A 23,877-nucleotide genomic window follows, 5' to 3' on the forward strand; every position below is an offset into this window, starting at 1 on the left:
TCCGGTCGCGCGCCTTCGGCTGCGATTGATGCAGCTTCAACCATAGGCCCAATGACCAATGGCCGGTCCCGTCTGCCGTCGCGGCAGACCGGGCCGGCCTTCTCATTTTTCGGCATCTCGCACTTGCAGCACCAGGCGGCTTCTGCAAGTGTGCCGTAACCTGAGTGTTTTTGTAGGAATCAAAGTGCCGCTCTCCACCCCTGTTTCTGCTGGCCGTGATGCTCCCCAAGGTGCGCCTCGTCTCGTGATCGAGAATGTCACGACGGGATATGGCGGCAAGACGGTGGTGGAGGGGCTCAGCCTCGAGATTCCGGATGCGTCGCTGACGATCCTTGTTGGGCCGAACGGCTGCGGGAAGTCGACATTGCTCAAGGCGATGGCCCGGGTGCTGCCCCTCGGCGGCGGCCGGATCACCCTCGACGGGAAGGCCGTGCACGCGACACCCACGCGCGACGTCGCCCGCAAGCTGGCGCTGCTGCCGCAAGGGCCGGTCGCACCCGAAGGGCTGACAGTGCGCGAACTCGTCGCGCAGGGGCGGTTCCCGCACCAGTCGCTGCTGCGGCAATGGTCGCGCGAGGATGCCCGTGCTCTCGACTCGGCGATGGCCGCGGCCGATGTCGCCGACTTCGCGGATCGCCCGGTGTCCGACCTTTCGGGCGGGCAGCGGCAGCGCTGCTGGATCGCGATGGTTCTGGCGCAGGAGACGGACATCATCCTGCTCGACGAGCCGACGACCTTCCTCGACCTCAAGGTGCAGGTGGACTTGCTGTCGCTGCTTCGCCGGATCGCGCACGAAGAGGGTCGAACGCTCGTCGTCGTACTGCACGAGCTGAACGTGGCCGCCGCCTTCGCCGATCTCCTCGTCATGATGAAGGACGGGCGTCTGGTCGCCGGTGGCAGCGTGGGCGAGACCTTCACCTCCGACCGGCTGGAGGAAGTGTTTGGCCTCGACGCCAGCGTGCTCACCGACCCGTCGAGCGGTCGCCCGGTCTGTGTGCCCAATGTCGCGCCGCGTGGCTGGAGCGGGCAGGGGCTCGCCGCGCAATGACCGGGGCGGCGCTTGCGCGGCCGGGAGCCCCCTCGTGGCTGGCGCCGGTTCTCGGCGTCGGTGCGCTGGTGCTGGCCTTCGCATGGCACATCTCGGTCGGCGCGAAGACGGTCCCGCTCGCCACCGTGTTCGAGGCCCTTCTGGCCTACGATGGTGAAAATTTCGATCATGTCGTCGTCGTCGACCTGCGCCTGCCGCGCGCGATCTGCGCCGTGCTGGTCGGCGCGTCGCTGTCGGTCGCGGGCGCACTGATGCAGGGCGTCACGCGCAACCCGCTGGCGGAGCCGGGCATCCTCGGCCTGTTGATCGGGGCGTCCTTCTCCGTCGTGGTGCTCGTCGGGTTCCTCGACCTCGTGCCGCCGGTGTTCATTCCGCTTGCCGCCGCGCTCGGCGCGCTGGGCGCCGCCGTCGCCGTCTGGGGGATCGCGACGCTTGCGCCGGGTGGGGCGACGCCGCTGACGCTGGTTCTGGCGGGGGCGGCGATCACCGCGTTCCTCGGCGCGCTGGTGAGTATCGTTAACCTCCTCGACGAGCAGACCTTTCAGGAAATGCGGGTCTGGCTGACCGGGTCTCTCGCCGGACGACAGACCGAGACGCTGCCCTGGGCCCTGCCGTGGCTGGCGCTCGGGCTCGGCATCGCCATGGCGGTGGCGCGGCAGGTGACGGCGCTGGCGCTGGGCGACGAGGCGGCGGTCGGGCTCGGCATGAAGGTCGGGCGGCTGAAGGCCCTGATCCTGGTCGCGGTGATCGCGCTGACGGCGGGCGCAGTGGCGCTGGCCGGACCGATGGCGTTCGTCGGTCTCGTCGTGCCACACGGGGTTCGCCTGTTCGTCGGTCAGGACTACCGGCGCGTCGTGCCGTGGTCGGCGGTCGGCGGCGCGGCCTACCTGCTGGTCGTCGACATCGCCGCGCGGCTCGCGCTGGCGCCGATCGAGATCTCGACCGGCCTCGTCACCGCATTGCTGGGTGCGCCGATCTTCGTCTGGCTGGTGAGGGCGCGGCTGTGACGACCGGCACCTTCAAGCGGCTCGAAGGGCCGGTCACGTTCCAGCTTCCGAGGCGGGCGCTTGGCGTGCTGGGGCTGCTGGTCTGCGCGATCGTTCTTCTGGTCGTGGTCAGCCTGATGGCGGGAAGCTACCCGCTCGATGTGCCGGGCGTGCTGTCGACGCTGCTCGGCAATCCGCCGACGGAGATCGCGACCACCGTGGTCTGGGAGTTCCGCTTCCCCCGAACGCTCGCCGCGCTCCTCGCGGGCGCGTTGCTGGCCCTGTCGGGCGCGACCCTGCAGAACGTCACGCGAAACCCCCTGGCGGACCCGAGCCTCGTCGGCGTGAGCCAGGGCGCGGGCCTCGCGGTCGTGGCCGCAATGATCCTGTTCCCCGGTCTCGCCCAGATGTGGCGGCCGATCCTCGCCTTCGGCGGCGCGCTCGCCGTTGCCGCGCTGATCCAGTGGATCGCGATGCAACGCTCGGGCGGGGCGACGATGCGGTTCATCCTGACCGGCATCGGCGTGGCGGCCTTCATCTCGGCGGCGACGTCTGCACTGCTGACCTACGGCCAGATCGAGCGGGCGATGTCGGCGCTGAGCTGGCTGGCGGGCTCGGTCCATGCGGCGGGGTGGAGCGATGTGTCCATTCTGTCGCTGACGCTGCTGGTCCTCGCGCCGCTTCTGGTTGCCGCGTCGCGCCCGATGGCGGCGATGCGGATGGGGCCGGACGTGGCGATCGGCCTCGGCGTCCGGGTCGGGCCGACTAGGATCGCGCTGATCACGCTGTCCGTCGCGCTCGCCGCCGCAGCGGTCGCGATGGTTGGGCCGCTCGGCTTCGTCGGACTGGTCGCGCCGCATCTCGCCAGCCGTATGGCGCGATCGGGCGTCGGTGTGCATCTGATCCTGTCGGCCGCCTGCGGGGCGCTGCTGGTCGGGGCGGCGGACCTCGCCGGGCGGACGCTGTTCGCGCCGGTGCAGATCGCGGCAGGCCTCGTCACGTCGGTGATCGGCGTGCCCGTCTTCGTCTGGCTGATCCTGCGCGCCCGGGGCAGCGCCCGGCTATGAACATCGCGACAGGACGCCACTGGCCGACGCCGGACCAGCCCAACCTTCAGGACTGGCGGGCGCTTGCCGACGCGCTGAAGCGCTTGCCGGCCGATCCGACCGGGTTCAGCAGCAGGGTCAGCTTTGAAGCGCCGGAGACCGATAGCCTGTGGCTCGCCCGGCCCGACGAGAGCCGCCTCGAGGCGTGGCTCGACCGGCAGAAACAGGATGCGGCCGGCGCGGATGACAAGCTCGCGGCCGCCTACCTGATGGGACGGATCGGCTGGGCGATTTCGACCGTGTTCTGTCCGCTCGGCCTGTCGGACGAATTGCCGCCACTGGCCGCCGAAGCGGTCACGCTGGTGCCGCGCGAAGAGGCGTGGAGCTACGAGGGCGAGAGCGGCAGCGCCGTGATCTACGACCTGTCGCTCAGGCGCACGCCGCTGCGCTGTCCAACCTCGGGGCCGGCCGCCAGCATCGCGCAACTGCACGTATCGCTGCTGTCGCCGATCGTCGCGGCCATCTCGGCGCGCACGCGCCTCGCGCCGGCCGCGCTGTGGCGCATCGTGGGTGACGGCATGGCGGCGGCGCTGCTGGAGGCAGGCATGCGACACGGGGTGCGGGAGGCGGCGATGCAGATCGCCCTCGATATCCTGCGCGACCGGAGCGGGCCGCTGTACTCCCGCCAGACCGGGTTCGAGGAAGTGACCCTCCCCGACAGACCGGATTGCGCGGAATGGGTGCGCCTCAGGGGCGGCTGTTGCCGCTTCTACACCTCCGACGGGGGCGAATATTGCACCACCTGCGTGCTGCGCGACGACGACAGCCGCCGGATGCGCCTGATCGCAGATCTGAGATCAAGACAGAAAGGAAACGTCTGATGAGAGCTCTCGTGACCGCGCTGATCGCGCTCGCTGCCGGGCCGGCGCTGGCCCAGGATTTTCCGCTGACCATCGAGCACAAGTTCGGCCAGTCCGTCATCGAGGCAGCGCCGGAGCGGGTCGCGACGGTCGATTACAATGGCGCGGACAACCTGCTGGCGCTCGGCCTGCAGCCGGTCGTCGTGCGCGACTGGTTCGGCGATCAGCCCCGCGCGGTCTGGCCGTGGGCGGATGCGCTGCTCGATGAAACACCCGAGATCCTGAGTGGCGAGCTGAACTTCGAACAGATCGCCGCCGCCGAGCCGGACCTGATCACCGCCGTCTGGTCGGGCATCACACCCGAGGATTACGAGCGGCTGTCGCAGATCGCCCCGGTCGTCGCCGTGCCCGAAGGCACTGCCGATTACGCGCTCGGCTGGAAGGATCAGGCGCTGATCGTCGGACGCGCAGTCGGTCGCGCGGACGAGGCGGAGGCGCAGGTCGTCGCCATCGAGGACCGGATCGCTGCGATGCGGGACGCCCACCCAGAGTGGGCGGGCAAGACCACGACGCTCGCGACCTACTGGGACGGGCAGCCCGGCATCTACCTGCGCGACGACTCCCGCGTTCTGCTGCTGTCGGAGCTCGGCTTCGCCAACAACCCGGTCGTGGAGGAGCTGTCGGACGACATGAACTTCTATGCCGACGTGTCGGAAGAGCGGATCGAGGCGTTCGACTCCGACCTGCTGCTCTGGTTCGCGGACGCTTACCTGGACGAAATGCAGGACATCGCGTTCCGGCCCGCGCTGGACGCGGTGCAGGAGGGGCGGGAGTTGTTCCTCGGCCGGCAGATGACGAGCGCCTTCAGCCACACCTCTCTGCTGTCGCTGCCTTATCTCTTCGACACGCTCGAACCCCGGCTCGAGGCGGCCTTCGACGGCGGCATCCCAGAAGCCGACCGGATCACCGAGTGAGCGCCTGCCGTTTCCATCCAGAAGGACCTTTCGCCATGAAACCGATCATTGCCGCCGTTGTCGCGCTCATCGCCTTGCCTGCCTGGGCGCAGGACTTTCCCGTGGAGATCGAGACGAAATTCGGCACCGTCCCCATCGAGACGCAGCCTGAACGCGTGGCGACGGTCGACTACGCGGGCGCCGACAACGTGCTCGCGCTCGGCTTCCAGCCGCTGACCGTACGCGAGTGGTTCGGACCTTATGAGAACGGCCTCTGGCACTGGGCGCAGGAGGTTGCGAGTGACGACCCCGTGCTGCTGTCCGGGCAGCTCGACTTCGAAGCGATCGCCGCCACGGATCCTGACGTGATCCTCGGCCTGCGGTCCGGGATCACGGCGGACGAGTTCGGACAATTGTCCGCCATCGCACCCACGGTCGCTGTGCCGCCCGGTGCCGGGGACTACGACCTCGACTGGCAGGCGCAGGCGCGGCTGGCCGGTCGCGCTCTTGGCCGCGAGGACGAGGCGGAGCGGCAGATCGCCGACATCGAGGAGCTGTTCGCGGAGACCGCCGCCGCCCACCCGGAGTGGGAGGGCAAGACCATGACCGTGCTCACCTATTACGACGGGTCGGTCGGGCTCTATACCGCGACTGACAGTTCGGTGCGGACCTTCGAGGCCTTTGGGCTCGTGCCGCATCCGAAAGTCATCGAGCTGTCGCAGCCGGGGCAGTTCTACGTCGAGATCAGCCAGGAAATCCTGCCCGAGCTCGATGCCGACGTGATCCTGTGGTTCTCCCCGCAGGACGACGAGAACGTGCAGGGTCTGGTCGCCCGCGACTCGATGCGCGCGGTGGAGGAGGGGCGGGAGATCTTCCTGTCGCTCGAAAGCCCGGCGAATGGCGCGCTGTCGCACGGCTCCCTCCTGTCGCTGCCCTACGCGGTGGAGCGGCTGACGCCACTGCTGGACGCCGCGCTCGACGGTGATCCGGAGACGCCGGTCGCGCACGAGTAGGGGCGGGGGCATGGGTAAGGTGTCGCGCTCGCCTTCAGCTGCGGACACCGGGGAATCGGTCCTCGCCAAAGATCGGTCTCAGGGCTTTTGCAGCTCTGAGTCGGCGGGCTTGTTCAGCGCCTTAGATGGAGCGGACCGCGTGGACGCTCAGTAGATAGCCACAGGATCGCGGTCAAAACCCGTGAAATTGCGCGTGATACGCAGGCAATTGATTATTCCATGTGCGGAAACGGCACGAATTTTGCCGATCGGGACATTTTCATTTGTCAGACATTTGTCATCCGGCAAATGCTGGAGGTGCCGGACGCAAAGCCTGTCTGCCTCTCCGGGACGAGAGGGTGCCGGGGCGCACGGCCAGAAAAGCAATGACGACAACGGGGAACGTCCTAATGCTCAAGCGACTACCGAAACTGGCCGGTGCGCTGGCCGTCACCACCGCGATGGCGGCGCCCGCGCTCGCGCAGACGACCATCCTGGCGCCGGGTCAGAACACCGTCGGCACTTACATGGACTACATGAAGACGGTCTACGACCGGGCCACCTTCGCCGAACTGCTGCAGATTCCGATCGCGACCTTCGACAAGAACTTCGAGCTGACGCCGATGGCGGCCGAAAGCTGGGAGCAGTCCGAGGACGGGCTGACCTGGACCTTCAATCTCCGCCAGGACCTCGTCTGGTCCGACGGGGAGCCGCTGACGGCCGAGGATTACGTCTACGCGCTCGAACGCGCGGCGACCGGCGGTTACGACTTCGCGTGGTACTGGGACTTCGCCGGTGGCATCGCGGGCTGGGCCGAGGTCACGGCGGGCGAAGCCGATGTCGACACGCTCGGCCTCGAAGCGGTCGACGACTACACGATCGAAGTCACGACCAATGCGCCCAAGCCCTACCTGCCTTCGGTGATGAGCCTCTGGTATCCGGTGCCCAAGCACGTGGTGGAAGAGCTCGGTGACGACTGGGCGCTGAGCGTCGACACGATCATCAGCTCCGGCCCGTTCGAAATCGAAAGCTGGGAGAAGTCGAACAACTCCGTCGTCTTCACCGCCTCCGACAGCTACGCCGGCCCGTGGCCCGCGCAGATCGACCGTCTTGAAGTCGACCCGACGCTCGGCGCGCCCGAAGTCGGCCTGCCGGCCTTCCTCGCCGGCGACGCGGATTACTCGTTCCTCAACACCGGTCAGCTTCCGGTGGCCGAGGCCCGCTATCCCGACGGGATTCGCCGCAACGCGGTCTTCGCGACGTCTTATCTGTCGTTCGACATGAGCTCGGAGCCGTTCGACGACGTCAACGTCCGCCGCGCCTTCTACTACGCGATCGATCGGGACGAGCTGACCTCCACCGTGCTGCGCGACATCGCGATCCCGGCCGGCTCGATCCTTCCGCCGGGCTATCCCGGGTACAATCCGTCGGTCGTCGAGCAGGCGGTCTTCGATCCCGAGATGGCGCAGCAATACCTGGCCGATGCGGGCTACCCGGATGGCGAAGGCTTCCCGGAGCTCGAGATCTGGATCCGTGAAGAGGGCGGCTACAACAGTGCCATCGTTCCGGCGATGGCCCAGTACCTGCAGGCGGAGTTCGAGGAGAACCTCGGCGTGTCGCTGACGATCCGCTCGCAGCCGTCGGCGGAATGGATGGACGGCCTGCTGAACAAGCGCGGCAAGCTCTTCATCTCGCCTTATGAGTACGACTACCTCGACCCGTCCAACTTCTACGGCATCTTCTACAACGGCGGCCGTCACGACTACCATGTCGACGCCTACGACGAAGTCGTCGCGGAAGCGGACTCCGAGAGCGACTGGGACACCCGGTACGAGCTCTATGCCGAGGCCGAGGGCATCATGATCGAGGAAGGCATGATCGTTCCGCTGGTGCACCCGATCACCACGGCGGTCATTTCCGAAGAACTCGGCGGTGAGGCCTCCACGCCGAACGAGCTCGGCTTCACGCCGCTCGACCGGCTCGGCCACTACTTCTTCACCCACCTGACGAAGTAAGCCCAACCCCTTTGCCCTCCGCCCCGCGCGGGCGGGGGGCATGACAGCGATCGGGACATCTCATGCCACTCGTGGAAATCGAAGACCTCCGGGTCAGCTTCCGGCAATACGGCGGCGCCGTGGATGCGGTGCGCGGCGTGAGCTTCACGCTCGAGGACGGCGAAAGCCTCGGCATCGTCGGCGAGAGCGGCTCGGGCAAGTCGGTAAGTTGCAGCGCGCTGCTGCGCCTGCTGCCGGGCACCGCCGAAGTGACGGCAGCCAAGCTGAAGCTCGACGGGATCGACGTCGCCAAGGCCCGCCGGGACGACCTGACCCGGCTGCGCGGCAAGTCGGCGGCGATGATCTTTCAGGATCCGATGTCGGCTTTCGACCCGGTCTTCACCATCGGCCACCAGATCTGCGAGACGATCATGGCGCACCGCAACGTGTCGCGCCGCGCCGCGCTGAACGAGGCCGAGGAGCTTCTGCTGCGGGTCGAGATCAAGAACGCGCGGGACGTCCTCAACTACTATCCGCACCAATTGTCGGGCGGCATGCTGCAGCGGGCGATGATCGCCATGGCGCTGTCCTGCCGGCCCAAGGTGCTGATCGCGGATGAGCCCACAACGGCGCTCGATGTCACGATCCAGGCGCAGATCCTCCAGCTCATCAAGAAGGTGCAGGCCGAATTCGGCATGGCATTGATCATGATCACCCACGACCTCGGCGTCATCGCCGAGACGGTCGACCGCGTGCTCGTCATGTATCGCGGCGAGGTGATGGAGCAGGGCGAGGTCCAGCAGATCTTCGACGCGCCCAGGCATGAGTACACGAAGCAGCTGCTCGCCAGCCTGCATGCCAGTTTCGAACCCTCGCGTGAGGCGGCGGACGACACGCCCGCGCTCGAGCTGCGGGAACTTGCCAAGACCTACATCGTGCGCCGGCGGAGCGGCCTCCGTGTGAGGCACGTCGATTTCCAGGCGGTGGACGGGGTGAGCCTCGCGCTGCCGAAGAACCGAATCCTGGCCGTCGTCGGCGAAAGCGGGTCGGGCAAGACCACGACCGGCATGATGGCCATGCGCCTGACCGACGTCACACGGGGACAGATCCTGGTCGACGGCACGGATATCTCGACACTCTCGCGCGAGGCGCTGAAGCCATGGCGCAAGAGGATGCAGATCGTCTTCCAGGACAGCTACTCCGCGCTCGACCCGATGATGACGCTGACCCAGATCATCGCGGAGCCGCTGCATATCCACGGCATGGGCACCGCGCGCGAGCAGCAGGAGAAGGCGCTGGAGTGGCTTGAGCGAGTCGGCCTCGACCGGTCCTTCGCCAGCCGCTACCCGCACGAGCTGTCGGGCGGCCAGCGGCAGCGTGTCGCCATCGCCCGCGCGCTGATCCTCGGGCCCGACGTGCTGGTCGCGGACGAGCCGACCTCTGCGCTCGATGTCACGGTCAAGGCGCAGATCATCGGTCTGCTGAAGCGGCTTCAGGCGGAGATGGGCCTGTCGATGCTGTTCATCAGCCACGATCTGTCGACGGTGAAGTCGCTGACCGACTCCGTCGTCGTGATGTATCGCGGCCGCGTGGTGGAGGAGGCGCCGACGGAACGGATCTTCGCCGATCCGCGCCATCCCTACACCCGTGCGCTGCTCGCCGCCGTCCCCGCCACCAACCCGCGCGACAAGCGGGAGCGGACCTTCCTGTCCGCGGACGAGATCCTCGCCGGCATCCCGCGCATGGGGGCTGCCGAGGCCGGAACCGCCGCCAACGACGCCCCGCAACTCGTCACCGTCGCACCCGGCCACCGGGTCGAAACCTACGTGACCGCCTGAGAGGAGACGCAATGCTCGGATATGTCCTGCGGCGGCTGATCTCGGTCGCTTTCACCTTCATAGCTGTGTCGATCATCATCTTCCTGATGATGCACTCCGTCCCCGGCGGGCCGTTCGACGGCAACGATATGCCGGTGTCTGAGGCCGTGCGGGCGCGCATGATGGAGCGGCTGGGCCTCGATCAGCCACTCCACGTCCAGTACTTGAAGTACATGTGGGGGGTGCTCCACTTCGACTTCGGCGTCCCGTTCCAGAGCCCCGGTGAAACCGTTCTCGAGCTGCTGTCGCGGGCCTGGGTGCCGAGCCTGATCCTCGGCGGGCTGGGCGTGGCCATCGGCGCACCGCTCGGCATCCTGCTCGGCATGGCGGCGGCGCTGAACCGGAACAGCTGGATCGACTACCTCGCCTCGGCCTTCGCGACGCTCGGCCTTACTGTGCCGGTGTTCGTCATCTCGATGCTGCTGATCCTCGTCTTCGCGGTGTGGCTGAACTGGTTCCCGGCGAGCGGCTGGCCCTCGCCGGACCGCTGGGTGTTGCCGATCGCGGCCTACGCGGCGATCCCGCTGGCGACCTACGCCCGCTACACGCGCTCGGCGATGCTCGACACGATGAGCCGGCCATTCGTGACGGTGCTGCGCGCCAAGGGGCTGAGCGAGCGGCGGATCGTCTTCCAGCACGTGATGCGAAACTCCGCCATCCCGCTCGTCACCGTGTTTCTGCCGATGTTCATCGGCACAGCGACGGGGTCCATCTTCGTCGAGGCGATGTTCCGGGTGCCGGGGCTTGGCGCCTACTTCGTGTCCTCGATCGAGAACCGGGACTATCCGCTCGAGATGGCGCTGATGCTGATGATCACCTTCATGTACTGCATCGCCTACCTGCTGTCCGACATCGTCTACGCGCTCATCAATCCCCGCATCCGGGTCGGAGGACAGGCATGACCGACGTCACCACTCAGGTCGAAACCCCGGTCGTCGCACCGCACCAGCGGCAGCGCAGCCCGCTGTGGTTCGCGTGGCAGCGCTTCCTGTCGAACAAGGCCGCGGTCGCGGGCGGGGCGGTGCTGTCCGTGCTGATCCTGATGGCGATCTTCGCGCCGCTCATCACGCCGGTCCCGCCGACAGCGCAGAGCTTTCTGACGGAGTCGCTGGCCTTCCCGTCGTCCGAGCACTGGTTCGGCGTCGACAACCTCGGCCGGGATTTCTACACGCGCATCGTCTACGGCGCACGGGTGTCGCTTTCGATCGGGTTCATCGCCGCGGCCTTCTCGGTGCTCATCGGTATCCCGCTCGGCGCGCTCGCCGGGTTCTTCGGCGGCACCGTGGACTGGGTCATCATGCGCATCATCGAGCTGTTCTCGGTCGTGCCGCCGCTGCTGGCGGCGATGCTGCTCGGCGCGCTGTCGGGCGGAGGCTATCCCACCATCGTCGCCATCGCCGCGCTGTTCGGCTGGGTGCAGGTCTGCCTGCTGGTCCGCGCCCAGGTGAAGGCGCTGCGCGAGAAGGAATTCGTGCGCGCGGCGCAGGCGCTCGGCGCGTCGCCCGGCTACATCATCCGCCGCCACCTCATCATGAACTCGGTGAGCCCGATCATCGTCGGCTTCGTGCTGGCCATTCCGCTCGCCATGATGCTGGAGGCGTCGCTCAGCTTTCTCGGCATCGGTGTTCCCCCGCCGACCCCGACATGGGGCCAGATGATCAGCGAGGGCATCGACTACATGTTCTTCTACTGGCATCTCGCCGTCTTCCCAACGGCCGCGCTGGCCATAACGGTGCTCGCCACGTCGCTCTTCGGAGACGGTCTGCGCGATGCTCTCGACCCCACCCTGAAAGGCCGCTGACCCTTGTCCGACAATCTTGCCCGACACTTCAATCTTCGTGAGGATGTCACCTTTCTGAACCACGGCTCCTTCGGAGCCTGCCCGCGCCCGGTGTTCGAGGCCTACCAGGCCTGGCAGCTGGAGCTCGAGCGCGAGCCGGTCGACTTCCTCGCCCGGCACCTGACCGAGAACATGCGCGTGCCCCGCGAGGTTCTGGCGGCCGAACTCGGCTGCGGGTCGGAGGACATCGTCGGCGTGGTGAACGCCACGACGGGGCTGAACATCGCGATCCAGTCGCTCGACCTGAAACCGGGCGACCAGATCCTGACGACCGACCACGAATACGGCGCGCTCGAGAAAACCTGGGCCTTCGTCTGCCGCCGCACCGGGGCGGAGGTCGTGACCGTGAACGTGCCCCTGCCGCTGACGTCGGCGGAGGGCTTCGCGGACGCGATCCGTGCCGGTATCACCGACCGGACGCGGGTTCTGTTCCTGAGCCACATCACTTCACCCACGGCGCTCTTGTTCCCGGTGGAAACCCTGATCGCCGAAGCGCGGGAGCGCGGCATCTGGTCGGTCATCGACGGCGCCCACACACCGGGACACATCCCGCTCGACCTCACCGCGATCGGTGCCGACATCTATTCCGGCAACTGCCACAAGTGGATGATGTCGCCGAAGGGCTCCGCCTTTCTTTACGTGCGGCCCGACGTTCAGGGGATGATCGACCCGCTGGTGGTGAGCCACGGCTGGACCGCAACCTCGAAGGAGCCCGGCGCGAAGGGGGCTTTCGGCAACTCGCCCTATATCGACGAGATCGAAATGCAGGGGACCCGTGATCCGTCCGCTTGGCTGACGGTGCCGAAGGCGCTCGAGTTCCGGGCCGAGCACGACTGGTGGGCCGTCGCCGCGCAATGCCGCGACCTCGCGCAGGAAACCCGCGCCCGCATGGAAGAGCTGACGGGCCTTCCGCCGCTCTGCTCGCCGGAGTTCTGCGCGCCGCAGATGGTCGCCATGCCGATACCCGAGTGCGACCCGCAGGACATCCACGACACGCTTTATGCGCGCTACAAGATCGACATTCCCGTCTTCCGGTGGCAGGACCGCTGCATCGCGAGGCTGTCGGTTCAGGGATACAACTCCCGCCCACAGATGGATGCGCTGCTCGACGCGCTCGGTGAACTGCTGGATCTTGGCGTGACACCGGGGCTCAGACTGGCCTGAGGCGGCCTTCGTATCGGACAGCCGCCGCTCGGTCGCTGCAACAGGAGACCGGACGGTGAAACGACAGGCGCTGGACTTCCTCGAACCGCTGGAACAGCGGTCCCGCAACGTCGAGGTGCTCGACGCGCTCGCCACCATGGTGGAACGCTCGGGCCTCAGGATCGGTGACCGCCTGCCGCCCGAGGTCTCGCTCGCCGCGACGCTCGGCGTCGGGCGCTCGACCATCCGCGAGGCACTGAACCGGTGGGAAGGGCTCGGCATCATCCGACGCCGCCGCGGCGACGGCACTTACCTCGTCGCGCGGGTCCAGACCTCGCGCGGGCTGGTCCCGACCATGATCCGCCTCGAGGGCGAGGCGCTTCTGCGCCTGCTGGAAATCCGCCGCACGCTCGAGAATGACGTTGTCCGAAAGGCGACTGTGCGGGCCACGCCGGCCGAGCGCGAAGAGATCTCGCGCCTCTGCGATCTGCTGCTGGTCGAGGTCGACGCCGGCCGCGCCTGGCGCAAGGCCGACCACGCGTTTCACCAGGCGATCTACGACGCGTCCGGCAACCCGATGTACGGCCAGATCCTCGAGAACCTCGATCATGCCCTCGAACGTGGCGCCGGCTCTCCGTTCGAGACCGATGGCTTCGGCCTGGATTCCTTTCCGATCCACCGCGACCTCGCCGATGCCATCGCCGCAGAGGACGTCGCGGGCGCGGTCGAGTCGGTCAACCTGCTGATCGACAGCGTCGAAGGCGCTGTCCGCGTGATCATCGCGGGGAAGAAGGCGGAGTAGGGGCCCGGTCTCCGCGATTGCCTCGGGGCAGCACCTCGCGTCGGCCTTCCCCGGCCGCCTGCCGCAACGTCGCGCAGTCCTGCAAAGTACGTTTTTCTGCGAATTCCGGACGATCTTCGGACCATTTCCGTCATCCAGTCCGATGTGAAATGGAATTTACAGGCACGATTCCGCCGACTAGGTTGCGCGGCGGTCCCAGCAAGGGTCCGAGCAACACCGACGGCACGCCGCCCGACAGGGCAGAACGGTGCCGTTCATGGGAGGATAAACATGAAGACCAAACTTCTGTTCGCTTCGGCGGCAGCCACCCTGATCGCGGGCAGTGCCATCGCCCAGACCGTCGGCATCGCCATGCCGACGCAATCCTCGTCGCGCTGGATCTCCGACGGCGAGTCCATGGTCGCCCAGTTCGAGGAAGCTGGCTACGACACGATCCTGCAGTACGCCGAGGACGACATCCCCAACCAGCTCGCCCAGGTCGAGAACATGATTACCAACGGCGTCGACGCCCTGGTGATCGCCGCCATCGACGGCACGACCCTGTCGAACGCGCTGGAGAACGCCTATTACGCCGACATCCCGGTCATCGCCTATGACCGTCTGATCCGTGACAGCGAGCATGTCAGCTATTACGCCACCTTCGACAACTTCAAGGTCGGCGTGCAACAGGCCGAGAGCCTGGTGTCCGGCCTCGAGGAGCGCTTCCCCGATGCCGAGACCTGGAATGTCGAGCTGTTTGGCGGGTCGCCGGACGACAACAACGCCTACTTCTTCTACGACGGCGCGATGTCGGTCCTGCAGCCGCTGATCGACGACGGCTCGATCGAGATCGTCTCCGGCCAGATGGGCATGGACACGGTCGGCACCCTGCGCTGGGACGGCGCCGTCGCCCAGGCGCGCATGGATAACTTGCTCTCCACCCACTACACCGACGCCCAGCTGCACGGTGTGCTGTCGCCCTATGACGGGCTGTCGATCGGCATCATCTCCTCGCTGAAAGGGATTGGCTACGGTTCGGAAGATCAGCCTATGCCGATTGTGACCGGCCAGGACGCCGAGATCCGCTCGATCAAGTCCATGCTCCAGGGCGAGCAGTACTCCACCGTGTTCAAGGACACCCGGGAACTGGCCCGCGTGACCGTGGGCATGGTCAACGCCCTGCTGGAAGGCGGCGAGCCCGAGATCAACGACACCGAGACCTACGACAACGGCGTCAAGGTCATTCCGTCCTACCTGCTCGAGCCCGTCTCCGTCGACCTGTCCAACTGGGAAGAGGTCATCATCGGCTCCGGCTACTACACCATGGACGAGCTCGAGTAACGAGCCCGCGTTCCGGGCCCGCCCTGCCGGGCGGGCCCATCTCCATGCCGACCACCACTCACTAGATACGGAGCCAAGGGCCATGACGGCGCTGCTGGAAATGCGCGAGATCACCAAGACCTTTCCGGGGGTCAAGGCGCTCGACTCTGTGAACCTGTCCGTCAAGTCGGGCGAGATCCACGCTCTGGTCGGTGAGAACGGCGCCGGCAAGTCGACCCTGATGAAGGTGCTGAGCGGGGTCTATCCGGCCGGCAGCTACGAGGGCGAGATCCACTATGACGGCAAGCTCGCCGAGTTCACCGACATCGCCGACAGCGAGTCCCGCGGTGTCATTATCATCCACCAGGAACTTGCACTGGTACCCACACTGTCGATCGCCGAGAACCTGTTCCTCGGCAACGAAAGGGCCCGGGGCGGCATCATCAACTGGCGCGAGACCAACCAGCGCACCGAGGCGCTGCTCAGGAAGGTCGGCCTGACCGATCCGCCCTCGACGATGGTCGACAAGCTTGGCGTGGGCAAGCAGCAGCTGGTGGAGATCGCCAAGGCGCTGTCCAAGGAAGTGCGCCTGCTGATCCTCGACGAGCCCACCGCCGCCCTATCCGAAAGCGACAGCCAGGCGCTGCTCGAGCTCATGCTGGAGCTCAAGGCCCAGGGCGTCACCCAGATCATCATCTCCCACAAGCTGAATGAGGTCCGCCGCGTGGCGGACTCCGTCACAGTAATCCGCGACGGCAGCACGGTCAGCACCATGGATGCCCGGGCGAACCCGATCACCGAGGATGCGATCGTGCGCGACATGGTCGGCCGCGACATGGCCGACCGCTATCCCGAGCGCACCCGGCGGGCCGGCGACATGCTGATGCAGGTGAAGAACTGGAACGTCTTCCACCCCCTGCATGCCGACCGGCAGGTGATCCACGATGTGAACCTCTCCGTGAAGGCGGGCGAGGTGGTGGGCATCGCCGGTCTCATGGGATCCGGCCGGACCGAGCTTGCCATGTCCGTCTTTGGCCGGTCCTGGGGGCAGAAGATCTCGGGCAGCGTCGAGATGAACGGGCGCCCGGTCGACGTCTCCAGCGTCGATCGCGCCATCGCCTCGGGCCTCGCCTACGTGACGGAAGACCGCAAGTCGCTCGGCCTCGTGCTCGACGAGACGATCCAGACCAATATCACCCTGGCGAACCTGCCGGGCGTGTCGAAATCCGGTATCCTCAACGAGAAATCCGAAACACGGGTTGCCGAGGACTATCGCAAGACGCTGAACATCCGCACGCCGAGCGTGTTCCAGCAAGTCGTCAACCTCTCGGGTGGGAACCAGCAGAAGGTGGTCCTGTCCAAGTGGCTCTTCGCGGGGCCGGAGGTGCTGATCCTCGACGAGCCCACCCGCGGGATCGACGTGGGCGCGAAATTCGAGATCTACGGGATCATCAACGAGCTCAGTGCCGCGGGCAAGGGCGTCGTCATGATCTCCTCGGAGATGCCCGAACTCTTGGGCATGTGCGACCGGATCTACGTGATGAACGAGGGTGAGTTCGTAGGCGAACTCACCGCAGAAGAGGCCAGCCAGGAGCGCATCATGTCGCTCATCGTGACCGAATAGGAGACCGGCAGATGTCCGTTGCCGACCAGAGCACTGACCAGGGGGCCGAGGCCCCCAAAAAGATCGGGATCGGGGAATACCTCGTCCGCCACCTGCGCGAATACGGGCTGCTCTTTGCCCTGATCCTCGTCATGGTGTTCTTCCAGATCGTCACCGAGGGCACGCTGCTCAGGCCGGTGAACGTGACGAACCTGCTGCTGCAGAACTCCTACATCGTCATCATGGCGCTTGGGATGCTGATCGTCATCGTCAGCGGCAATATCGACCTCTCCGTGGGGTCGGTCATGGGCTTCATCGGGGCCCTCGCAGCGGTGATGATCGTTGAGTGGGACCAGTCCACAGCGGTGACGATGATCACCTGCCTCATCGCCGGCGGCCTGATCGGCGCCGCGCAGGGCTACTGGATCGCCTACTGGAAGATCCCGTCCTTCATCGTCACCCTGGCGGGCATGCTGGTGTTCCGGGGCGCCTCGCTCTGGCTGCTCGAGGGCCAGTCCCTCGGCCCGTTCCCACGTGAATTCCAGCTGATCGCCAACGGTTTTGTGCCCGATCTCTTCCCGGCCGGACTCGGCGAGTCCCTTGCCGGCCTGTTCGGGGCGCGCAACGTGAACGTGCTGGCGCTCGCCACCGGCATCATTGCCGCCGCGCTCGTTCTCTGGATCGAGATGAAGGCCCGAGCGCAGAACCGCGCCTACGGCATGGAGCTCGAACCGACGCCCTTCTTCGCGGCGCGGATCGGCATCACCTCGATCGCGCTGATCTTCATCCTGTTCAAGCTGTCGACCTTCCGCGGCCTTCCGAACGTGCTGATCACCATGGGCGTGCTGACGATCATCTACGCCTTCTTCACCGCGCGGACGACGACGGGGCGGCGGATCTACGCGCTCGGCGGCAATGAGAAGGCGGCAAAGCTGTCGGGGATCAAGACCGAGCGGCTGACCTTCCTCGCCTTCGTGAACATGGGCGTGCTGGCTGCGGCCGCCGGCATGGTCTTTGCCGCGCGACTGAACTCCGCCACGCCCAAGGCCGGCTTCGCGCTCGAACTCGACGTGATCGCGGCCGTCTTCATCGGCGGGGCCTCGATGTCGGGTGGCGTGGGCAAGATCGTCGGCGCGGTGGTCGGCGCCTTCCTGATGGGCGTGCTGAACAACGGCATGTCTATCATGGGCATCGGCATCGACTACCAGCAGATGATCAAGGGCCTCGTGCTGCTCGCCGCCGTCATCTTCGACGTCTACAACAAGTCGAAGCAGGCCTGACAAGACTCGGCGGGCGGGGGGGGGGGGCGGGGCAAGTCCTCCCCTCCCGGCCCGCCCGTCCGCCGCTGGCCAACAGGGGCCGTGGGGGGCGATCCGGCTCATCTTGTCCAAAAGATCTCTGGAGAGACGCCGCAGGCGACAGGTCGGAATTCGCCATTACCACAGACCTTGTCGATTACCCCGGTGAGGTAATTGTGCAGTCCGTTGATGTCGCGGGGGTAATACCCAAGTCAGGCCCGCTGGTCTGGCTACGCTCGGTGCCCCCGGCGAGATTCCCATAGGATTCTCAAACGCCCGAATTGCCGAACATGAAATGGATTGCGCCAGCTTGAGCCGTGCTCACGGCGGCGTCTCAGATCAAAAGGCGAAGGGCCGCCCGAAGCGACCTGTTGCCTGTAGCTCTAACTCTATCGAGAGATTTTGGCTCCGGCGGTAGGGATCGAACCTACGACCAATTGATTAACAGTCAACTGCTCTACCGCTGAGCTACGCCGGAACACCGGGGCGCATATAGCAACGGTGTTCGGGGGCGTCCAGCAGGAAATTTGATTGATTTGCGAAGTCTTCACGCCTTCCGTCGCGCAAAGCGGGCGGTCACGGCGAGAGCCGGCTCTGCGGTGACGAGGTCGCGGGTATGGAGATCGACGAGATGCGCCAGAACGACACGTTCGGCAGCAGGCAGGACCTGTGGAAGCTGATCGGAATAGAGACTGGCGGCGAGCTCGGGAACAGTCAGCGGGGACGCGGCGAGCGCGTCGAGAATCTGTGCGCTGCGGCCGGCGCGGTGGTCGAGGAGCCAGCGAATCCGGGCGTCGGGCTCGTCGACAGGATCGCCGTGACCGGGCAGCAGCAGGGCAGGGGCGTTGGCCAGCAGGCGGCGGCATGAGTCGTTGAACTGTGTCAGGTCACCGTCAGGGGGTGAAATCAGGGTGCTCGACCAGCTCATGACCAGATCGCCCGAAAAGCAGAGACCGTCGCCGAGCAGGCAGAGGTGATTGCCCATGTGCCCCGGCGTGTGAAGGGCAGTCAGCGGCAGATCCCCGGCGGGAACGGACTCGCCATCCGCCAACAGGCGGTGCGGGCGGAAGTTGCGATCCACGCCTTCGCCACCGCCGAGGTCGCCGGAGGCCGCGAGCGCCTGCATCACCGCGCTGCGTCCCGCCTCGGGGCCACCGAAGGCGAAGATCGGCGCGTCGACCCCCGCAGTCAGCCGTGGGGCGAGGGCGGAGTGGTCGGCGTGCGCATGGGTGACGACGATGGCCTCGACCGGGCGCCCGGCGATCACCGCGAGCAGGGCGTCGAGATGGGCATCGTCATCCGGGCCGGGGTCGATGACCAGGAGCCGGGCGTCTCCGACCACGTAGCTGTTCGTGCCGCGGTACGTGAACGGCCCCGGGTTCGGGGCCAGCACGCGCACCACGCCCGGTGCCGGACTTTCGGCGGGATCGGGCAGGGCGGTCATCGGGCGCTTCCCTCTCTCGAGGCCGGGGAGTAGCGTGCGGCCATGACCTTCGCATGGCTCAAACGCTTTACGCCGCAGGGACTTCTGGGACGGGCCGCGCTGATCCTGGTGCTGCCGTTCGTGCTGTTGCAGGTCATCGTGCTCGCCTCCTTCATCACGCGCTACTTCGACGATGTCACCGAACAGATGGTCGGGTCGATGGCCTATGACATCGGGCTCGTCACCGGGCTGGCAAGGGCGGCCCCGGAGCTCGAGACCGCGCAGGAGGCGATCGGCGGCGTCGGAGATGCGCTTGGCTTCGGCGTTACCCTGCCGGCGGATGACCGCCCGGCGGAGAACCTGCGCCGCCCGCTCGACTTCTCGGGCCTGTCGGTGATCGCGTGGATGAACGAATTTCTGGACGGGATCGGGGCCATCGCGCTGCCCGACATCCGCGAGGCGATCGTATGGATGGAGACGCCGCACGGGGATCTGAAGCTGTCCTTCGACCGACGGCGCGTGTCGGCGTCGAATCCGCACCAGCTCGTGGTCATCATGCTGTTCTTCGGAATCATCCTGACCGCCATCGCCTATGTCTACATGCGCAACCAGTTGCGGCCGATCACGCGGCTCGCCGATGCCGCGCAGGATTTCGGCAAGGGGCGGATCGTGCGCTACCATCCCTCGGGCGCGACCGAGGTCCGGGCGGCTGGTCGGGCGTTCCTCGAGATGCGCGCGCGGATCGAACGGCAGACGCAGACGCGGACGATGATGCTGTCGGGCGTCAGTCATGACCTGCGCACTCCGCTCACCCGACTCAAGCTCGGCCTGTCGATGCTGGAGGAAGAGGACGCCGCGCCGCTGCGGCAGGACCTCGACGAGATGCAGCATCTGCTCGACGCATTTCTCGACTTCGCACGCTCCGACTCTGAGGACGTCATCGAGGAGATCGACCCGGCCGACGTCGTTCAGCGCATGGTGGAGGCGCGCCGGGCCGCCGGCCAGGCCGTCGAGATCGGGCGGATCGAGGGACCGGAGGGAGAGCTGACGCTGCTCCGTCCGCTGGCGCTCAGGCGGTCGGTGGACAACCTCGTCGGCAACGCGCTGCGGTACGCAGAGCGTGTCAGGGTCTCGGTCATCACGACACCGCGCAGCCTGCGCATCCTTGTCGAGGACGACGGCCCCGGCATTCCACCCGACCGGCGCGAGGAAGCAACGCGCCCCTTCACGCGGCTCGACCCGGCCCGCAACCAGGACAGGGGCAGCGGAGTCGGCCTCGGGCTCGCCATCGTCGCGGACGTGGCCCGCACGCACGGCGGAGAGCTCCGGCTCGGTGACAGCGCGGCGCTTGGCGGATTGCAGGCGGAAGTGTCCTTCGCCCGGTAGATGGCTGCGTCAGCCGTAGATCCAGAGGATGCCGCAGCAGGCGGCGAGCGCGGCGACGATGTTCATGATGAGGCCGACCTTCACGAAGTCCATGAACTGGTAGTTCCCGGCGCCATAGACCAGTGTGTTGGTCTGGTAGCCGATCGGCGTCGCGAAGCTCGCCGAAGCCCCGAACATGACCGCGACCGTCAACGCCCTCGGGTCGAGGCCGGTGCTCTCCGCCAGCCCGATGGCGATCGGGGTGAAGACCACCGCAACCGCGTTGTTGGTCACCGTCTCCGTCAGCGCCGAGGCGAGCAGATAGACCGCCAGGAGTGCGAAGAAGGGCGGCAGGCTGGAGATCGGAGGTGACAGCCACTGCACGATAAGGTCGACCGCCCCGGTGTTCTGAAGGCCCAGCCCGACGATCAGCATCGTGAAGATGAGCACGAGGATCGAGCCGTCGACGGCGGCCCAGGCCTCGTCGGCATCGATACAACGCAGGATCAGGATTCCGGCGACCGCCAGCATCGACAGCGTGGCGATGTCGAACCAGCCGAACCCGGCGAGCAGCACAACGGCCGCCAGCGCCGTCAGCACGAGAGGGGCGCGCCCGCGCCGGAAGGCACGGCCCGTGGGGCGGCTGACGGACACGAGCTGCGCCTCGTCTTCGAGCTTCTGGAAGGCGTTCGCCGGCCCCTCCAGCAGCAGCTTGTCGGCGGGTCGCAGGCGCACTGCGCCCAGGTTCGGTCCCGCGTTGTGCCCGTGCCGGTGCGCGCCGAGCACCCGAACCCCGAAGCGCCGGCCAAGCGACATGTTCAGCAACGTCCGTCCCTGGCTCGACTTGAGGGGGGAGACGACGACCTCGACCCGGATCAGTTCGTCCGTCACCGGCTCGCCCCGGCGAAGACCGACCTTCAGCCCCGGATCGTCGTGCAGCGTCAGCAGTTCCGATGTCGGCCCGCGAAAGATCACGGTGTCGCCCTGTTCCAGCACTTGCTCGGTCAGCGGCGCGGGCAGCGACTTCCCCTTGCGCAGGACGGAGACGACCTTGATCCCGCCCCGGCTGAACGCCGGCGTTTCGGACAGGGGTTTGCCGGCGTAGGTCTCGTCGGCCAGCACCGCTTCGGACAGGAACACCGTCTCGCCGAGCATCTGGTCGGGATCGCTCGCGTCGCGGTCCGGCAGGAGCAGCGGGCCGAGCAGCGCCAGCGTCGCACCGCCGGCGGCGGCGACCATCAGTCCGATCGGCGTGATCTCGAAGATGGTGAAACGCTCGAGGCCCTGGCCCTGCGCGACGCCATCGACCAGCAGGTTGGTCGAGGTGCCGATCAGCGTGCAGGTCCCGCCGAGGATCGCGACGTAGGACAGCGGAATCAGCAGCCGCGTCGGCGCCATCTTCAGCTCCGCCGCGAGCCGGATGACCACCGGAATCAGCACCAGAACGACCGGCGTGTTGTTCACGAACCCCGACGCCAGAAGCGTCACGCCGAGGATCACCCCGAGCGCGAGGGTCGGGTTCGCACGCGCCTGCGCGATCACGAGGTTGGAGATCGCCTCCAGCACACCGGTCCGCACCAGGGCGCCCGACAGCACGAACATCGCGGCGATGGTCAGCGGGGCGGGGTTGGAGAAGACCGACAGCAGCTCGTCCGGGCCGACATAGCCGAGCACGACGAACAGTGCGGCGATTCCCGCTGCCGGTACTTCGGGCGGGTAGAGTTCGAGGATGAACAGCACGAACAACGCGAAGATCGCGGCGAGGGCGATCATCGCGTCGTAGTCACTCGCCAGTTGGATGATCGCGTCCATGCTCGTCAGACAATCGTTTCGGGGCAGCGGGCCAGTCGTCGATTGGCACAGGCACCGGTACCGGATCCATCGCCCGTCGGACTGGGGATCGCGAAACGATGAGGCGCCTGTATCGAGCTCATGGCAAGCCCGGATGAACCTTCCCTGTCGCGCGAACAATGCTGAAACGCAACGAGATAATCGCGGCGTCTGGCCGGTGCCCCTGTGCGGCCGCCGGGACGTCGCCAGGCGGCCAGACCACCGAACGCTGAATCAAAGTCATCGGACCACCGCAAACACCGAAATGTCCGCAGCGGTCCGATTGGTCGACTGATCCGATTGCCCCGGTAGGCTTGGGTGTGGTCCCTCAGGCCGCGAGCGGCATTTCGGTCGTCAGCACTTCGGGAATTGCCGTCTTGAGCGTGACGCCATCGGCCCTCGACTGCTGCATTGTGAAGCGCGCGCCGATCACGCGGCTCAGCGTGTCGATCAGGGACAGGCGCAGGGTGACGGGCGTGGCCGTCTCCGCATTGGCCGATCGCGCGCCAGTTCCACTCTCCAGCTGGTCGAAGTGATGGGCAAGCCGTGGCGGCACGTCCTCCAGCGACAGCACACCTTCGGAGCTGGTTGCGGATATGCTGATTCCGTCCGCGTCGCGGGTGAGCCTGAAGGCGACATGCCCACCCTGCGGTGTGACGGAGATCGCGGCATGAAGCGTTGTCGCCAGGAGCGTCTTGGCGGCGGAGCGGACAGTATGCGCGGTCAGGGCCTCGGGGCCGTGCAGCGTGACCGTCACGCCGGTCTTCTCAGCATGGAGGTGTTCGAGGTTCACGGCATCGCTGGCGAGCGCGACGAGGTCGAGGTCCTCGCTGTCTTCGGCGATCTGCGCGGCGCTTTGCGTGTCCGACAGGTCGATCAGCGAGTTGAGGGTCTGCAGGAGCTGCTCCCCCGAAGTGCCGATCTTGCTGACGAAGGTTTGGTACTTCTGGTTGCCGAGCGGCCCGATGGACTCGCTCTTCATCAGCGACGCAAAGCCGAGGATATGGGTCAGGGGCGTGCGGAAGTCATGCTTCATCCCCGACACCATCCGGAATTTCTCGGCATGGTCCTGCTCGAGCTGCTGGATCTGGTACTCGGTGCTCGCCAGCGAACTGTCGAGCCGGGTGATGCATTCCTGAACGCTCGCCATCAGCACACCTGCTTCGTCGGTGTAGTTCGTCGGCAAGCGTGGCGTCTCGCGGCGCTTGAGGTAGGCGTCCGCCGCGCGGGAGGCGGCGCGGACCGGGGCGAGAAGGGTGTGCATCACGAACATGGTCGCCGCCGTGCCGATGAGCGTCGCGACCAGCATCGCTCCCAGAACGTCGAGTTGCTCCATCAGCGGCGTCGTATCCGCAAGGAGCACGTAACTCACCGCACCGAACATCGGCACGTGCACCCCAAGGAAACTCACCAGAAGAATCTTGCCGTTGTAGCTGCGCGGCCAGCTTTTGCCGGCCATGTATTCGTAGAGTTTCATAGCACCCGCTCAGATCGTTTTCTCTTCAGTTGAGTTGTCAA

The 23,877-nt window shown here is 66.6% G+C and carries 19 protein-coding genes and 1 tRNA gene; 16 read left to right on the forward strand and 4 right to left on the reverse strand.

Annotation, left to right across the window (positions count from 1 at the left end):
- Positions 1–244 precede the first annotated feature (244 nt).
- The 15 genes from I8N54_RS06520 (at position 245) to mmsB (ending at position 17,723) form a co-directional block, all read left to right on the forward strand.
- Entirely contained in the window at positions 245–1,048 is an 804-nt protein-coding gene (locus I8N54_RS06520) for an ABC transporter ATP-binding protein (RefSeq protein ID WP_231592450.1), read from the forward strand.
- A complete protein-coding gene (locus tag I8N54_RS06525) occupies positions 1,045–2,055 on the forward strand; it encodes a FecCD family ABC transporter permease (RefSeq protein ID WP_140193329.1) in 1,011 nt (336 codons plus the stop codon). The genes I8N54_RS06520 and I8N54_RS06525 overlap by 4 nt, the downstream gene beginning before the upstream one ends.
- Positions 2,052–3,101: a FecCD family ABC transporter permease gene (locus tag I8N54_RS06530; protein ID WP_140193328.1), complete on the forward strand. Its 1,050-nt coding sequence runs from the start codon at positions 2,052–2,054 to the stop codon at positions 3,099–3,101. Before I8N54_RS06525 ends, I8N54_RS06530 begins: the two co-directional genes overlap by 4 nt.
- The gene (locus tag I8N54_RS06535; RefSeq protein WP_140193327.1) at positions 3,098–3,961 is read left to right on the forward strand and encodes a (2Fe-2S)-binding protein; all 864 of its coding nucleotides are present in this window, start codon (positions 3,098–3,100) and stop codon (positions 3,959–3,961) included. The genes I8N54_RS06530 and I8N54_RS06535 overlap by 4 nt, the downstream gene beginning before the upstream one ends.
- The gene (locus tag I8N54_RS06540) at positions 3,961–4,914 is read left to right on the forward strand and encodes an iron-siderophore ABC transporter substrate-binding protein (RefSeq protein WP_140193326.1); all 954 of its coding nucleotides are present in this window, start codon (positions 3,961–3,963) and stop codon (positions 4,912–4,914) included. The genes I8N54_RS06535 and I8N54_RS06540 overlap by 1 nt, the downstream gene beginning before the upstream one ends.
- Positions 4,915–4,949: 35 nt before the next feature.
- Positions 4,950–5,906 carry an iron-siderophore ABC transporter substrate-binding protein gene (locus tag I8N54_RS06545; protein ID WP_140193325.1) on the forward strand — a complete coding sequence of 319 codons (957 nt, stop codon included), beginning with the start codon at positions 4,950–4,952 and terminating at the stop codon, positions 5,904–5,906.
- Positions 5,907–6,295: 389 nt separating this feature from the next.
- A complete protein-coding gene (locus tag I8N54_RS06550; protein WP_197097482.1) occupies positions 6,296–7,900 on the forward strand; it encodes a peptide ABC transporter substrate-binding protein in 1,605 nt (534 codons plus the stop codon).
- Positions 7,901–7,962: 62 nt separating this feature from the next.
- Positions 7,963–9,717, forward strand: coding sequence for an ABC transporter ATP-binding protein (locus I8N54_RS06555; RefSeq protein WP_140193323.1), 1,755 nt, complete (start codon positions 7,963–7,965; stop codon positions 9,715–9,717).
- Between the two features lie 11 nt (positions 9,718–9,728).
- Entirely contained in the window at positions 9,729–10,658 is a 930-nt protein-coding gene (locus I8N54_RS06560) for an ABC transporter permease (RefSeq protein ID WP_140193322.1), read from the forward strand.
- Positions 10,655–11,557, forward strand: a complete 903-nt coding sequence (locus I8N54_RS06565; RefSeq protein WP_140193321.1) for an ABC transporter permease — start codon at positions 10,655–10,657, stop codon at positions 11,555–11,557. The genes I8N54_RS06560 and I8N54_RS06565 overlap by 4 nt, the downstream gene beginning before the upstream one ends.
- Before the next feature lie 3 nt (positions 11,558–11,560).
- Positions 11,561–12,760, forward strand: coding sequence for an aminotransferase class V-fold PLP-dependent enzyme (locus I8N54_RS06570; RefSeq protein WP_140193320.1), 1,200 nt, complete (start codon positions 11,561–11,563; stop codon positions 12,758–12,760).
- A 55-nt stretch (positions 12,761–12,815) separates the two neighbouring features.
- The gene (locus tag I8N54_RS06575) at positions 12,816–13,541 is read left to right on the forward strand and encodes a FadR/GntR family transcriptional regulator (protein ID WP_140193319.1); all 726 of its coding nucleotides are present in this window, start codon (positions 12,816–12,818) and stop codon (positions 13,539–13,541) included.
- A gap of 270 nt (positions 13,542–13,811) precedes the next feature.
- Entirely contained in the window at positions 13,812–14,861 is a 1,050-nt protein-coding gene (gene chvE / locus I8N54_RS06580; RefSeq protein ID WP_140193318.1) for a multiple monosaccharide ABC transporter substrate-binding protein, read from the forward strand.
- A gap of 82 nt (positions 14,862–14,943) precedes the next feature.
- Positions 14,944–16,464 carry a multiple monosaccharide ABC transporter ATP-binding protein gene (gene mmsA, locus I8N54_RS06585; protein WP_140193317.1) on the forward strand — a complete coding sequence of 507 codons (1,521 nt, stop codon included), beginning with the start codon at positions 14,944–14,946 and terminating at the stop codon, positions 16,462–16,464.
- Positions 16,465–16,475: 11 nt separating this feature from the next.
- A complete protein-coding gene (gene mmsB, locus I8N54_RS06590) occupies positions 16,476–17,723 on the forward strand; it encodes a multiple monosaccharide ABC transporter permease (protein ID WP_140193316.1) in 1,248 nt (415 codons plus the stop codon).
- 421 nt (positions 17,724–18,144) lie between these two features.
- Here mmsB and I8N54_RS06595 read toward each other — a convergent pair.
- A tRNA-Asn gene (locus I8N54_RS06595) sits at positions 18,145–18,219 on the reverse strand.
- 69 nt (positions 18,220–18,288) lie between these two features.
- Positions 18,289–19,185, reverse strand: a complete 897-nt coding sequence (locus I8N54_RS06600) for an MBL fold metallo-hydrolase (RefSeq protein WP_140193315.1) — start codon at positions 19,183–19,185, stop codon at positions 18,289–18,291.
- 42 nt (positions 19,186–19,227) lie between these two features.
- On the opposite strand from I8N54_RS06600, the gene I8N54_RS06605 reads away from it, so the two are divergent.
- Entirely contained in the window at positions 19,228–20,550 is a 1,323-nt protein-coding gene (locus tag I8N54_RS06605) for an ATP-binding protein (RefSeq protein ID WP_140193314.1), read from the forward strand.
- Between the two features lie 9 nt (positions 20,551–20,559).
- Here I8N54_RS06605 and I8N54_RS06610 read toward each other — a convergent pair whose 3' ends face one another.
- Positions 20,560–22,341 carry an SLC13 family permease gene (locus I8N54_RS06610; RefSeq protein ID WP_140193313.1) on the reverse strand — a complete coding sequence of 594 codons (1,782 nt, stop codon included), beginning with the start codon at positions 22,339–22,341 and terminating at the stop codon, positions 20,560–20,562.
- Positions 22,342–22,687: 346 nt separating this feature from the next.
- Positions 22,688–23,836: a sensor histidine kinase gene (locus tag I8N54_RS06615; RefSeq protein ID WP_140193312.1), complete on the reverse strand. Its 1,149-nt coding sequence runs from the start codon at positions 23,834–23,836 to the stop codon at positions 22,688–22,690.
- Positions 23,837–23,877 lie beyond the last annotated feature (41 nt).

This window comes from Pelagovum pacificum, from assembly GCF_016134045.1.
GTDB lineage: Bacteria > Pseudomonadota > Alphaproteobacteria > Rhodobacterales > Rhodobacteraceae > Oceanicola > Oceanicola pacificus_A.

Coding starts and splice junctions, on each gene's coding strand:
- I8N54_RS06525 (WP_140193329.1), top strand. CDS start 1,045: ATGACCGGGGCGGCGCTTGCGCGGCCGGGAGCCCCCTCGTGGCTGGCG.
- I8N54_RS06535 (WP_140193327.1), top strand. CDS start 3,098: ATGAACATCGCGACAGGACGCCACTGGCCGACGCCGGACCAGCCCAAC.
- I8N54_RS06540 (WP_140193326.1), top strand. CDS start 3,961: ATGAGAGCTCTCGTGACCGCGCTGATCGCGCTCGCTGCCGGGCCGGCG.
- I8N54_RS06545 (WP_140193325.1), top strand. CDS start 4,950: ATGAAACCGATCATTGCCGCCGTTGTCGCGCTCATCGCCTTGCCTGCC.
- I8N54_RS06550 (WP_197097482.1), top strand. CDS start 6,296: ATGCTCAAGCGACTACCGAAACTGGCCGGTGCGCTGGCCGTCACCACC.
- I8N54_RS06555 (WP_140193323.1), top strand. CDS start 7,963: ATGCCACTCGTGGAAATCGAAGACCTCCGGGTCAGCTTCCGGCAATAC.
- I8N54_RS06560 (WP_140193322.1), top strand. CDS start 9,729: ATGCTCGGATATGTCCTGCGGCGGCTGATCTCGGTCGCTTTCACCTTC.
- I8N54_RS06565 (WP_140193321.1), top strand. CDS start 10,655: ATGACCGACGTCACCACTCAGGTCGAAACCCCGGTCGTCGCACCGCAC.
- chvE (WP_140193318.1), top strand. CDS start 13,812: ATGAAGACCAAACTTCTGTTCGCTTCGGCGGCAGCCACCCTGATCGCG.
- mmsA (WP_140193317.1), top strand. CDS start 14,944: ATGACGGCGCTGCTGGAAATGCGCGAGATCACCAAGACCTTTCCGGGG.
- mmsB (WP_140193316.1), top strand. CDS start 16,476: ATGTCCGTTGCCGACCAGAGCACTGACCAGGGGGCCGAGGCCCCCAAA.
- I8N54_RS06600 (WP_140193315.1), bottom strand. CDS start 19,185: ATGACCGCCCTGCCCGATCCCGCCGAAAGTCCGGCACCGGGCGTGGTG.
- I8N54_RS06605 (WP_140193314.1), top strand. CDS start 19,228: ATGACCTTCGCATGGCTCAAACGCTTTACGCCGCAGGGACTTCTGGGA.
- I8N54_RS06610 (WP_140193313.1), bottom strand. CDS start 22,341: ATGGACGCGATCATCCAACTGGCGAGTGACTACGACGCGATGATCGCC.
- I8N54_RS06615 (WP_140193312.1), bottom strand. CDS start 23,836: ATGAAACTCTACGAATACATGGCCGGCAAAAGCTGGCCGCGCAGCTAC.